Annotated in this window: 10 protein-coding genes and 3 tRNA genes; 7 read left to right on the top strand and 6 right to left on the bottom strand. The window is 40.1% G+C overall.

The features are described from left to right. Together EDC51_RS10280 and dapE are read right to left on the bottom strand one after the other, a co-directional pair. Positions 1–3293, bottom strand: a 3293-nt coding sequence (locus EDC51_RS10280) for an ESPR-type extended signal peptide-containing protein (protein ID WP_282957659.1), incomplete at its 3' end; no start/stop codon positions are given. Between the two features lie 396 nt (positions 3294–3689). Then, positions 3690–4817 (bottom strand): succinyl-diaminopimelate desuccinylase, encoded by a 1128-nt coding sequence (gene dapE / locus EDC51_RS10275; RefSeq protein WP_131928901.1) that lies wholly within the window; start codon positions 4815–4817, stop codon positions 3690–3692. A gap of 118 nt (positions 4818–4935) precedes the next feature. On the opposite strand from dapE, the gene EDC51_RS10270 reads away from it, so the two are divergent. The 6 genes from EDC51_RS10270 to EDC51_RS10245 all read left to right on the top strand — a co-directional run bounded on the left by EDC51_RS10270 (position 4936) and on the right by EDC51_RS10245 (position 10110). Next, positions 4936–5586 (top strand): hypothetical protein, encoded by a 651-nt coding sequence (locus EDC51_RS10270; protein WP_042365486.1) that lies wholly within the window; start codon positions 4936–4938, stop codon positions 5584–5586. Between the two features lie 47 nt (positions 5587–5633). After that, on the top strand, positions 5634–6698 hold the full coding sequence (locus tag EDC51_RS10265) for an MFS transporter (RefSeq protein ID WP_064318631.1): 1065 nt from the start codon (positions 5634–5636) through the stop codon (positions 6696–6698). 24 nt (positions 6699–6722) lie between these two features. Continuing rightward, complete coding sequence (folP, locus tag EDC51_RS10260) at positions 6723–7565, top strand: dihydropteroate synthase (protein WP_131928900.1); 843 nt, start codon at positions 6723–6725, stop codon at positions 7563–7565. 60 nt (positions 7566–7625) lie between these two features. After that, a complete protein-coding gene (locus EDC51_RS10255; RefSeq protein ID WP_015433455.1) occupies positions 7626–7973 on the top strand; it encodes an ArsC family reductase in 348 nt (115 codons plus the stop codon). A 74-nt stretch (positions 7974–8047) separates the two neighbouring features. Further along, positions 8048–9226, top strand: a complete 1179-nt coding sequence (locus EDC51_RS10250; RefSeq protein WP_131928899.1) for an ATP-grasp domain-containing protein — start codon at positions 8048–8050, stop codon at positions 9224–9226. Positions 9227–9357: 131 nt separating this feature from the next. Then, positions 9358–10110 carry an esterase family protein gene (locus EDC51_RS10245; protein ID WP_025289891.1) on the top strand — a complete coding sequence of 251 codons (753 nt, stop codon included), beginning with the start codon at positions 9358–9360 and terminating at the stop codon, positions 10108–10110. A 126-nt stretch (positions 10111–10236) separates the two neighbouring features. Here the strand turns inward: EDC51_RS10245 and EDC51_RS10240 are convergent. The 4 genes from EDC51_RS10240 to tpiA all read right to left on the bottom strand — a co-directional run bounded on the left by EDC51_RS10240 (position 10237) and on the right by tpiA (position 11448). Next, a tRNA-Lys gene (locus tag EDC51_RS10240) sits at positions 10237–10312 on the bottom strand. A 19-nt stretch (positions 10313–10331) separates the two neighbouring features. Then, a tRNA-Lys gene (locus EDC51_RS10235) sits at positions 10332–10407 on the bottom strand. A 24-nt stretch (positions 10408–10431) separates the two neighbouring features. After that, positions 10432–10507 (bottom strand) — tRNA-Lys (locus EDC51_RS10230). A gap of 173 nt (positions 10508–10680) precedes the next feature. Beyond that, the gene (gene tpiA, locus EDC51_RS10225; RefSeq protein ID WP_131928898.1) at positions 10681–11448 is read right to left on the bottom strand and encodes a triose-phosphate isomerase; all 768 of its coding nucleotides are present in this window, start codon (positions 11446–11448) and stop codon (positions 10681–10683) included. A 132-nt stretch (positions 11449–11580) separates the two neighbouring features. Between tpiA and truD the strand changes: the two genes are divergently transcribed. Continuing rightward, complete coding sequence (gene truD, locus EDC51_RS10220; protein WP_125135244.1) at positions 11581–12588, top strand: tRNA pseudouridine(13) synthase TruD; 1008 nt, start codon at positions 11581–11583, stop codon at positions 12586–12588. Positions 12589–12674 lie beyond the last annotated feature (86 nt).

Below are 12674 nucleotides of genomic sequence, written 5' to 3'. Positions count from 1 at the left end.
CCATTATTCGTCGTGACATTCCAACCCGCATTGGCCGTTGCATTCACTTTTTCCAACTGACCAACATTCACCGCATCCGTTAAATTTACACCCGCAGCGACATTAGTAATGGTTGCACCGCCAACATCAACGGTTTTATTCCCATTTTGATTATCTAATTTAATCGTTGTCCCGTTGTTGGTGATGCTACTGATATTGGTAAGATCACCTTCTACTTTAACCGTATAGTTGGTTAAACCTTTACCATCAGTTTCAGTGGTCACATTGACATTATTACCCGCTTTTACTACGGATTTTTCAGCATTTACCGTATAAACCGTGCCATTGGCATCTGATGTACTGGTAACTGTGGTGTAATTGCCTGCTTTAACTACTGATTTGCTGGCATTTAATTGTTGCAGATTCACCGCATCTGTTGCGTTTGTACCATTTGCAACATTGGTGACTTTATTTCCTCCATTATTTAAACCCGTTTCAGTTAGGCTGATGATTGTAGTGCCATTGGTAATCATCATACCATCCTTATTGATAACAGTTTTATCATTATCAGATATACCAAAACTAGCATTCTCTAAAGCGGTTAAATTTTTCGATAATTTTACCGTTAATGTATCTTGACCATTTGAAACAACCCCGATATTGTTATCAGTGAGTTTAGTTTTATCTGTCACGCCACCAATCACTTTAGTTTCTTGTTGATTGAGGCGAACAAATTTATTTGTTGTATCTACTGCAACATCACCACTAAAACTTAAGCCAGCCTTATTAATTGCTGATGCTACTTGCTCGGCTGTCGCAAAATTATCTCCATTAATTTGAGCCATTACCGTACCATCAGATACCACTGTTAAATTTGATTTATTCACAGAATATTTAACAGTTGAAGTTTTGCCTGTAGAGTCTACGGTAACATTTGCTGTAGTGCCTATACCGCTGGCAAAATTTACCTCATCACTGCTATTAACGACATCTTTCTCAACTCCATTTTCTTGAATATACCAAGTACTACTTGCAACTGCTTTAGATACTGCTGCTTTTAGCTGTGCAACATTCACTGCATCGCTATCTTCTGCGCCTGCTGCAAGATGGGTAATTTGGCGTCTTACCGAACTTGATCCAACGCTCACCGCACCAGTAGTTGCAATAGTTGCATTAATTGCTTCTTTTTGGTTTTGACTAGCCGTTTCGGGATAATATGGTTTAGTGGTTGATGTATGACCAGTTGCCGAACCGCCCGCATGACGGTCAGAGATACTGCCGGAACCTAATGCTACACCACCATCTACAGTTGAGTTGGCAAGATGCCCTAACACCGTTGAATTTTCACGGCTAGCTGTAGCACGCTCTCCCATTACCACACTATATTGGCTAGTATTTGTACCAGTTGCATTTGTTCCTATAATAATTTGTGAAACTTGATTACCATCCGCTTTGGCTCCATAACCCAATACGATGGATTTATCACCTACTGCGCTAGAATTCGTCCCCATAACAATTTGGTTACCTTGGGTACCATTAGCTTTAGCATCTTTACCAATAGCAATATTATTAGTACCTGTCGTTGCAGCATTTGAACCAATAGCAATTGAGTCTACCTGATTACCTGTAGTATTTGACTTATAACCGATAGAAATTGCTCGTGTGCCCGTTGCTTCTGCGCCTTCGCCAATAGAAACTGAAGAGCCATTCCCTGCCCCTCCACTGCCATCAGAATTTGTAATTTTCGCCCCATTACCTAACGCGATACCACCATAGGTTGATTCAACTTTTGCACCTGTACCAATCGCATAAGCATTACCTTGTACACCACTTGTGATCACTGCTCCATCGCCAATTGCGATCGAAGAACCATTTACAGCCTCAGTTTTTGCCCCTTTACCAATCACGATACTATTGCTACCGCGGGTTACATTGGCTGCAGAACCAAAAGCTATATTATCAGTTCCAGCAGCTTGCTCTATATTTGCAGAAACACCGATTGCTGTGTTATTAGCCTTTAATGCTTTTGCTTTAGTGCCAATAGCAATAGTGTCATCGCCATCAGTTCTAGCAGCTGTACCAACAGCAATGGCTCGGGTGCCATTAGCTTGAGTTTTAGTCTCTTCTACTTTAGCAGTATCTGCATTACCAATAGCAACCGCATACTCTCCATTAGCTGTAGCACTTTTTCCGATTGCTGATGAATTTTTGCCGTTTGCTGTTGCATCGTCACCCATAGAAGTAGAATATTCACCAATCGCTTTTGCAGCATGACCAACGGCTGTCGTATTACGATATTTTGCATTAGCTAATGCGCCAACAGCCGTAGCTTCAATATTTTTATAAGGGTCAATGCCTTCTGCTTGCCCATCTTTCAAGATACTAGATGTTTGTCCTCCATCACCAGCTGTTGCCGCAACACCTAATGCAGTTGAACCTTTACTTAAAGCTTGGCTATGTACACCAACAACGGTTGCACCATTACCACTTGCCGCTGATGGTCGATACCATTCTGCATCGGGTTCTTTACTTGGATTAAATCCACCTGCTATTTTATAGCCTGCTTCATTATTTCCTTCCGCTGCCCAAGTTTGGCGACTTTCCCATGTATAACCCGAATCATCTCCACCAATGGCTGTTGAGCCTGTTCCCATTGCATAGCTATCATTACCAATCGCTGTCGCTTGGCGATTATAAGCTGCGGCACGTGACCCTAATGCAACAGTTTGGTCACCACGAGCAATAGCTTGAAAACCTATTGCAATTGCGCCTGCATTGACAGAATTTCGAGAGTTAAATACTCTGTTAGCTGTTTGCACATCATGTACAGCCTGGGAGTTCGTTCCGATAGCAATAGAGTCATGCCCATAAGCATAGGCATAAGTCCCCAAAGACACTGTATTATTACGATTATTAGTACTTGCATTAGCAGGTTTTTGCTTATTATAAGCATTTAATTTATTTTCATTTGGGTCGGACGATTCGCCTATATAACCATCTGCACGTTGTTTACCTGAATTATCGCCAACGTTAATAGAATTTGTTCCATCTGTTGCTGACGTTCCCTGATCTATTGAATATCCATTTGTATTAGCAATTGAAACTGCTGCATCTGCCATTGGGATAGAAGAAAGTAACAATAATGTTATAAATTTCAATTTAAAAACATTTTCCAATAATGCAGATTTATTTGAGCAAGTATCTGCAACCATTGATACTGAAGATTTACTCTTACCATAGGTTGTTGCCAACTCAGAGACAACAACCCATTTATTGGTAGAATTACTCCAAACAACTTTAAAAATTTTGTTCATAGCCGACATACCTATATATGTAACATTCCAACCTCATTCCTAAACCCTAAAAAAATAGGCAATCAATAGATTGCCCAAAGGGTATTATGAATAAGACTTTAATTATTTTTTGATTTAGCAAAATAACAACTTAAAATTCTGCTAAATCTTATTTAGCATAAAAAAAAAAAAAAAAACGCAACCAAATAATTGTAAAGATATGTCAACAAATGATAAATAACTATAAAAACAATGAGTTATTATCTAGTAATAAATAAATATTTTGAGAAAAAACAATATAACGCAGTTTTTATTGAAATCAGAATAAATAAAAGCCCGCTTAGCGGGCTTACTGTAAACAAGCTTAATGTTTGGCTTGGACAAATAAACAAAAATCAGATAAATGCCTACTTACACTTAACTCATTATTTTTGCTGCAATTTGATAATACACCTCACCACATTTGCCTAGATCTTCTACACTCACACATTCATTTACTTTATGAATAGTAGCATTGAGTGGTCCAAACTCTACCACTTCCGCTCCCATTAAGGCGATAAAGCGTGCATCTGATGTACCACCGCCCGTATCCAATCTAGGGGTAATTTTCGTGATATTTTCTACCGCTTGTTGTGCAACTTCCACCAATTTTCCTTTAGCCGTTAAGAACGGTTTACCCGATAAATTCCAGCTAATGCGATGTTTTAAGCCGTGCTTTTGCAGCATTTTTGTCACTGTATTTTTGATGAATTCATCACTTACTTCGGTGCAATAGCGCAAGTTAAATTGCACATAAAGCTCACCTGGAATCACGTTATTACTTCCCGTCCCCGCCTTGATATTGGCAATCTGTAAGCTTGTTGGGGGGAAGAAATCATTGCCGTTATCCCATTGGTAAGTGGTTAACTCCGTTAAAAATGGCATCGCTTTGTGAACAGGGTTTTCTGCCAAATGCGGATAAGCAACATGCCCTTGTATGCCTTCAATATAAAGTTCACCAGTTATAGAGCCTCGACGACCATTTTTAATCACGTCACCCAATTGCTTACTACTTGACGGCTCGCCTACAACACAGTAATCAATTCGTTCATTGCGTGCCATTAAAGTTTCCACTACACGCACTGTACCATCTTTTGCTGCTGCTTCTTCATCTGAGGTAATGAGTAAAGCAATTTTTCCTTTATGATCAGGATTATTTTTCACAAATTGCTCACAAGCCACGACCATTGCCGCTAATGAGCCTTTCATATCTGCCGCCCCTCGACCATAAAGCATCCCATCCACAATTTGTGCGGAAAAAGGCGGATATTGCCACGCATGCTCATCCCCTGTTGGCACAACATCAGTATGTCCTGCAAAGGCTAAACATTCGCCCTCACCATGGGTTGCCCAAAGATTTAACGTGTCATTAAACGGCAACCATTCAATCTGAAAACCAACCGCCTGTAAGCGTTCGGCAATCACTTGCTGGCAACCTTGATCATCAGGGCTAATAGAAGGGCGTTGAATAAGGGCTTGGGCGAGTTGAGTAATTTGAGTTTGCATAAAATCTTTTACATAGGTGTTATCAGAAGATAAGTCTGATTCTACCGCATTTTGCTGTAAAAATTTGATTTTAAGCTTAAAATATCATTTTTTAGTCTTATGATTACTCGGAAGTTTTATGATAGAACGCGTTTCATTACACCTACTCTTAATAAGTTTTCTAAAATTCTTAGGCCTAGGCATGGTTGCAGCTATTCCATTTCTCGCTGTTTACTGTGATCTTTTTATTCTGCAAACTGATTTACAGACACAAAGTGAACAATCCATTGTGGAATACACTCAAAGCCTATTTTTGCTCATTATGATTGGGCTATTTGCGCGAAATGCTGCGAGCTATCCACAATATCGTAGTGGTTTTGTCCTGATTGCAGGCTTTTTATTGTGTATGTTTATCCGTGAAATGGATCAATATTTAGATGCGATTATGCATAGTATCTGGGTTTATCCTGCATTAATCGTTGCTTTCAGCTGTGTATTTTATGCACTCTTTCGTCGTCAGCAAGCAACTGCCGGTTTACTCTATTTTGTACAACACCGTGCCTATCTCATCTTTGTTGTGGGTTTAGTCATTCTACTTGTCACATCACGTTTATTAGGCAGTGGCTTTTTATGGAAAATGGCGATGGGTGAACATTACCTACGCGCAGTGAAACATATTATTGAAGAGTGTGGTGAATTGCTCGGCTATAGCTTTATGCTATTAGGAACTCTTACATTTTCGCTGACATTAGCAAAACCTACCGACGAACAAGCGGGTAGGAATCGCTAAAAATTTGCAAAATTTCTTAAAAAATTAACCGCTTACTTAGGCTATTTATGTCTCTAGAAAACCTACTCCTATGGCGGAGGTTTATCTCTACTCTCGCCTACTTTGCCATGCAAAGTGTGTTTTTCATTTACCTTCAACAGAAAGGATTAAGCAATGCCGAAATTGCTTTTTCACTTTCTGTGCTATTTTTCTGCAGTTATGCTCTTGCCATTTTTGCAGGCATTTTAGGCGACCGATTCGGTTTAGCTAAAATGATGTTGCTTGGCTGCCTACTCGATGTCTGTGCCTATGGCTTATTTCTCTCTGCGGATAATTACATGGCATTGATTGGTGCTACCATCTGTTTTGGCTGTGGCAGTTGTCTTTTTTCGACTAACGCAAGAGCATGCTTGCTAGCTCTTGGTGGCGATGATTACAGTAGCAAAACCCGTTTGCAAGGTAAATTTTTAAGGGTAACTAGCATGTCTTCTATGGCAGCACCATTGCTTGCTATTCCATTTATTCAATTTGAATGGATTAATGCGCTTATTTGGTGCTGTTTTTTGCTTGAAGCTACGCTTTTTGCCTTTATGGTGAAACCTTTTTATCAGGTTGAAAATGTGACCCATTTAGTTAAATTCCGTTGGGGACAAATTCGTGAAATCATTACCAAAGAATTTCTGTTTGTACATTTAATGCTCTTTATGCCAATTAGCATTGCAACTTCATTCTTTGTGATTTTCCCTTACCTTTTTGATAATAAACTGGGTATGCCTGAGCAAATTCCTGTAGCATTATTTATTAATGGGCTAATGACGGTATCATTGCAATCCTATTTTTCTCGCAAAATTAATCTCACACCAAAACAAACAGCATGGATTAGCCCGTTATTGGCCATCGGAATTACCGTCCCTTGGTTTATGACTTTGCAAAATGTATCGATCTTCTCGGCATATGCCTATTTAGTGATTTTTACCTTAATTGAAATTTATGCCCTAACCGCTATGGCAAACTTGCTGGTGAAATTTGATAATGGTAAAAATCGTGGATTTATTTTTGGTTCATCACGTTTGATACAGTCAGTTTTGACAATGATTGTGATGAATTTGATACCAATATTTTTCTTAGTTTAGGAATAAGGAACCATTGAGTATAGTATGAAGATTCAGTTTACAAACCAACGAAACACCGCGCGTGTTTTAGATCTCTCCTCTCCCAAAATTATGGGGATTTTAAATTTCACGCCTGATTCGTTTTCTGATAGTGGGCAATTTTTTACACTCGATAAAGCCTTATTCCAAGTGGAGAAAATGCTCAATGACGGAGCGGATATTATCGACATTGGAGGCGAATCCACCCGCCCAAATGCAGAAATTATCACACTAGACGAAGAGCTAAACCGAGTTGTACCTTTGGTAGAAGCTGTTCGTCAACGTTTTGATTGCTTAATTTCCATTGATAGCTCTAAAGCAGAAGTATTTCGTCAATCCGCCCTTGCTGGTGCAGATATTTTAAATGATATTCGTGCCTTAACAGAGCCAAATGCGTTAGATACAGCAGCTGAACTCCGCTTGCCTATATGCATTATGCATATGCAAGGCTCTCCACAAACTATGCAACAGCAACCTGATTATGACGATGTGGTAGAGGAAGTCGGCGATTTTCTGAATCAGCGAATTTTTGCCTGCTTAACCGCTGGTATTCCGAAAGAATATATTATTCTCGACCCAGGATTTGGCTTTGGTAAAACCGTGCAACATAACTATCAGCTATTAAAACATCTCAATGTATTTGCCCAATCAGGTTATCCCGTATTAGCTGGCCTTTCACGCAAATCAATGATTGGAGCAGTACTTGATAAGCCCGTCGATCAACGTCTCATCGGCAGCGTTGCTGGAGCTTTACTTGCTGTACAAAATGGCGCAAAAATTTTGCGTGTGCACGATGTCGCAGAGACTGTTGATGCAGTGAAGATTTGGCAGGCAATGATAGAAGCCTGATAATGGCACAACAATACCTAATCTGGATCTTTCAATATCACAATAAAAATAGGATTAATCATGACAACTATCTTTGGCATAAAAAATTGCGACACCGTAAAAAAAGCCATCAAATGGCTCAATGAAAACCATCTCAATCCACAACTACATGACTATCGTGTTGATGGGCTCGACCCGCAATGGCTAACAGAGATGGTGGAAAAATTTGGTTGGGAAATCTTAGTAAATAAAAAAAGTACAACTTGGCGAGGGTTAGATGAAGCAATCAAGCAGAATCTTGATAAAGCCTTAGCATTACAAGTACTACAAGAAAATCCAACCTTAATTAAACGCCCAATCGTTATTAGCGGCAACATCGCGCTGATTGGCTTTAATGAAAACGAATATAAACAAGCATTTGGCAAATAATCCGGTTGCTATTTTAAGCATAAATCGGTAGCCTAATAATCAAATTTCTTACAATTACAACAGGAAAGCAAACAATGACAAAACCAATGAATTTTGTGATGATTTCGCCACATTTTCCGACAAACTTTGAAACCTTTGCGGTTCGTTTGAAGGAAAAAGGCTTCAACACATTAGGGATTGCAGACACTCCATATGAAATGTTGAGTGAAAATCTTCGTCGCAATCTAACTGAATATTATCGTGTAGATAATATGGAAGATTATGAGCAAGTGTATCGGGCAGTGGCTTACTTTGCGCATAAATATGGTCGCATTGATCGCATTGAATCTCACAATGAATACTGGCTAGAACTTGATGCTGCATTGCGTACTGATTTCAATGTATTTGGTTACAAGAACGAGGATATGCTCGCCATTAAAACCAAAGCACAGATGAAAGAAGTGTTTCGCAAAGCGGGCTTAAAAGTGGCACAGGGTCAAGTATTCCACTCTGACGACGAAGCACGTAAATTAGCCAAAAAATACGGCTTCCCAATTATCATCAAGCCAAATTCAGGTGTGGGTGCATCTGATACCTACAAAATTAAATCTAACAAAGAATTAGAAGATTTCTTTGGTTATAAAACCGCTGGCGTGGAATACATTATGGAAGAGTTTATTGAAGGCGATATTGTAACCTTTGATGGCTTAACCGATAAAGACGGCAATATCGTGTTCCATTCTAGCCTTGAATACTCGGAAGTTGTGCTAGAAACCGTTGAAAAAGACAACGATATGTTCTACTACATTCCACGAGAAATTAAAGCAGATTTAATCAAACTCGGTAAAAAATGTGTGGACGCATTCAAAGTGCGTGAACGTTTCTTCCACTTTGAATTTTTCCGTGTGAAAAAAACGGGCGAGTTAATGCCACTTGAAATTAACTGCCGTCCACCGGGTGGCTTAACCATTGATATGTGGAACTATGCGAATGATTGCGATGTATTTGCTGAATTTGCCAATATCGTCAAAGAAAACAAATTCCACACCGAAATCACACACCCTTGGAATGTGGTGTATATCTCTCGTAAAGCAAATAAAAACTATGCGCACAGCATTGAGCAAGTGTGTGAAAAATATCGTGATAACATCATCAGCGTACAACACGTTCCGGGTGTATTCGCCAAAATTATGGGTGAACACGGTATTTTAGCTCGTACTGAAACGATGGAGCAATTGCGAGAAATTGCGGCGTTTGCACAGCAAAAACAGTAAGCGGTCAAATTTCAACAAAAATTTGCAAATTGTAGGGGCGGACCGATGTGTCCGCCCAAATGAATCTCATCGGAATATCAGGGCGAATACATCGGTTCGCCCCTACATTTAATCCATAGGAAAACAACAAAATGCACTTTGAAAGAAGAAGTCAATGGAGCGGCGAATTAGGTCGTGAAATGTATTTCAATGTTTACGGTCATGCAGGTAAACCTGTGATCGTCTTCCCATCATCAGGCGGAAACCAAAATGAATACGGTAATTTTGGTATGATTGAGGCCTGTAAATCCTTTATTGAGCGTGGCTTAATTAAATTCTACACCCCAGATTCTTACGATGCAGAATCTTGGCTTTCTAAACACAAATCAGGGCATGATATGGCACTGGCTCACGACGCCTACGACCGTTATATCATCAATGAACTTGTGCCGCTAATTCGCCACGAATCACAATGGGGCGGAGCGATGATTGCCACAGGTTGCAGTATGGGGGCATATCACACAATCAATTTTGCCCTTCGTCACCCTGATTTGTTTGATACTGCAATTGCGTTAAGCGGTGTCTATGATGCTCGTTTCTTCACTGGCGAATACTATGGTGATCCTGCTGTGTACCATAATTCTCCGATTGATTATTTGTGGAATACCCACGATAACTGGTTCTTAGAACGTTATCGCCAAAATCACTACATTATTGCCGTTGGTCAAGGGGCTTGGGAAGAGCAACACGTTGCTGATACTCGTCGTTTACAAGATGCATTTAATGCGAAAAGCGTGGAAGCCTGGTTTGACTATTGGGGACACGATGTTGATCACGACTGGCCTGCTTGGCGTGAACAAATGCCATATTTCTTAGGCAAATTAGAAGAGCAAGGGCTTATCTAACTTTATACAACTTAATACTTCAAGGCTGGATTAGACAATAACTAAATTCAGCTTTTTTTATACCCAAATCAACAAAGCACTTGGCATAAAGCTAAACTAAAGAGACGTACTAAAAGAAGAAATAAATGGTGGGTCATGAAGGATTCGAACCTTCGACCAACGGATTAAAAGTCCGCTGCTCTACCGACTGAGCTAATGACCCGAAAAGAAGATAAATTGAATGGTGGGTCATGAAGGATTCGAACCTTCGACCAACGGATTAAAAGTCCGCTGCTCTACCGACTGAGCTAATGACCCACAAAAGTGATATACGAAATTAAATGGTGGGTCATGAAGGATTCGAACCTTCGACCAACGGATTAAAAGTCCGCTGCTCTACCGACTGAGCTAATGACCCTTAATTTGCGTAACAGGGGCGCATTTTACGCAGATTCAGAATGAAATCAACCGTTTTTTGCAAAATCTCTTCTAGTTGGATAGTTTGCAAGCGATTTTCTATCAACAAATAGCAAAGCGGTCGATTTTGCATCATTTTTTACAGAATCGACCGCTTGTATATTCAAATAAAAATTACGCTTTCGCTTTTTCTGCAGCTTTAACGATTACCGCAAATGCACCAGCTTTTAATGAAGCTCCACCAACTAACGCTCCATCAATATCAGGTTGAGTGAATAATTCCGCAGCATTCGCATCATTTACCGAACCACCGTATTGAATAATCACTTGCTCTGCTACAGCTTGCGATTTCGCCGCAATGTGACCACGAATAAATGCATGAACAGCTTGTGCTTGTGCCGGAGTGGCTGATTTACCCGTACCAATAGCCCAAACAGGTTCGTAAGCAATCACTGCGCCGTTGAACGCTTCTACACCAAGACTATTGATTACTGCATCAATTTGACGCGCGCACACTGCTTGTGTCTGACCTGCCTCATTTTCTGCTTCAGTTTCACCAATACAAAGTACAGGCACCAAACCTGCATCTTTTAATGCTTTGAATTTTTGAGCAACAAATTCATCGCTCTCTTTATGATAAGTGCGACGTTCTGAGTGTCCGATGATGATATATTTCGCACCGAACTCTTTGAGCATTTCAGTTGAAATGTCACCCGTAAATGCGCCTTTCACATTCACATCAACATTTTGTGCACCTAATGCGATCGCAGAACCAGCTAATGCAGCTTCCGCTTCTGCTAAATACATTACTGGTGGTGCAATCGCTACACCACAACCAGTAACCCCAGCGAGTTCGGCGTTTAATTCCGCAATTAAATTTTTAGTGAACGCCTTGTCACCATTTAATTTCCAGTTACCCATTACAAGTGGACGACGAGCCATTTTAAGTTCTCCTCAAATTGAAAGTAAAAATAAACGAGCGAACTATAGCAAATTTTACGAAATTTGTTGCAGTTTTATCACTTTATTTGATCTAAGTGCTAGAATATACGCTTTTGTAATTCCTTATTCCTCATGAACTTACACTATCTTTTAGGCGAGCCGCAGCAACACGCCAGATTAAAAGCTGAATGTGCTGATTTTATTGTGCGGGAAAACCTTGGCTATGAACTAACAGGCGAAGGCGAATTTGTCGCAGTTAAAGTGCGCAAGACAGACGCAAATACGCTTTTTGTAGGTGAAAAACTTGCCGAGTTTGCAGGTATTTCCATTAAAAATATGAGCTATGCAGGTCTAAAAGACCGTAAAGCAATTACAGAACAATGGTTTTGCTTACATCTTGCTGGCAAAGACACGCCTAATTTCAGCCAATTTCAACTTGAAGGCGTAGAAATTTTAGAAGTGACCCGCCACAATCGTAAAATCCGCACGGGCAGTTTAGACGGCAACGAGTTTGAGATTTTACTGCGTGATGCGGTAGAAACAGATGAACTTATACAGCGCTTAACACACTTACAAGCGGTCGGTTTTCCCAATTATTTTACCGAACAACGTTTCGGACGAGACGGACATAATTTAACCGCTGCTCTGCGTTGGGCAAAGGGTGAAATTAAAGTAAAAGATCGCAAAAAACGCAGTTTCTACCTTTCTGCTGCCCGTTCAGAAGTGTTTAATTTGGTCGTATCTGAGCGTATTGCACAAGGTTTAACAGAAAAAGTATTAGAAAACGATGCCCTACAACTGGCTGGCTCAAATAGCTATTTTATTGCTAAAAGTGAAGAGATTGATGAGCTACACAAGCGATTACAATCAGGCGATATTTTGCTAACCGCACCACTGATTGGTGAAGAGAGTTTATCAAAAACCTGTTGTGAACAAGAACAAAAGATCATTGAACAGCACCAATCTTTGCTAGATTTGATGAAACAAGAACGGATGAAATCTGCTCGCCGAGCAATGTTCACCAAGCCGCAAAATCTACAATGGCAATTTAAACCTGAAGGTTTGTGGCTGACATTTTATTTAGGCAGTGGAAGCTATGCCACAGGGCTAATTCGGGAGTTAGTAAAGGTGAGTGAATAGTAATCTCACTCGCATATGGCTTGCTACTGACTTTATTCTTATCGAGAAAGTGCCTCAAGAAAAGTCGAAAATACACTATAGAGATT

It is taken from the genome of Bibersteinia trehalosi (genome assembly GCF_004346205.1).
Taxonomy (GTDB): domain Bacteria; phylum Pseudomonadota; class Gammaproteobacteria; order Enterobacterales; family Pasteurellaceae; genus Bibersteinia; species Bibersteinia trehalosi.
Note: the sequence above shows the minus strand (reverse complement) of the source record. Positions and strands in the feature narration are given on the sequence as shown.

Coding starts and splice junctions, on each gene's coding strand:
- EDC51_RS10255 (WP_015433455.1), top strand. CDS start 7,626: ATGACAACTATCTTTGGCATAAAAAATTGCGACACCGTAAAAAAAGCC.
- EDC51_RS10270 (WP_042365486.1), top strand. CDS start 4,936: ATGATAGAACGCGTTTCATTACACCTACTCTTAATAAGTTTTCTAAAA.
- tpiA (WP_131928898.1), bottom strand. CDS start 11,448: ATGGCTCGTCGTCCACTTGTAATGGGTAACTGGAAATTAAATGGTGAC.
- dapE (WP_131928901.1), bottom strand. CDS start 4,817: ATGCAAACTCAAATTACTCAACTCGCCCAAGCCCTTATTCAACGCCCT.
- folP (WP_131928900.1), top strand. CDS start 6,723: ATGAAGATTCAGTTTACAAACCAACGAAACACCGCGCGTGTTTTAGAT.
- EDC51_RS10245 (WP_025289891.1), top strand. CDS start 9,358: ATGCACTTTGAAAGAAGAAGTCAATGGAGCGGCGAATTAGGTCGTGAA.
- truD (WP_125135244.1), top strand. CDS start 11,581: ATGAACTTACACTATCTTTTAGGCGAGCCGCAGCAACACGCCAGATTA.
- EDC51_RS10250 (WP_131928899.1), top strand. CDS start 8,048: ATGACAAAACCAATGAATTTTGTGATGATTTCGCCACATTTTCCGACA.
- EDC51_RS10265 (WP_064318631.1), top strand. CDS start 5,634: ATGTCTCTAGAAAACCTACTCCTATGGCGGAGGTTTATCTCTACTCTC.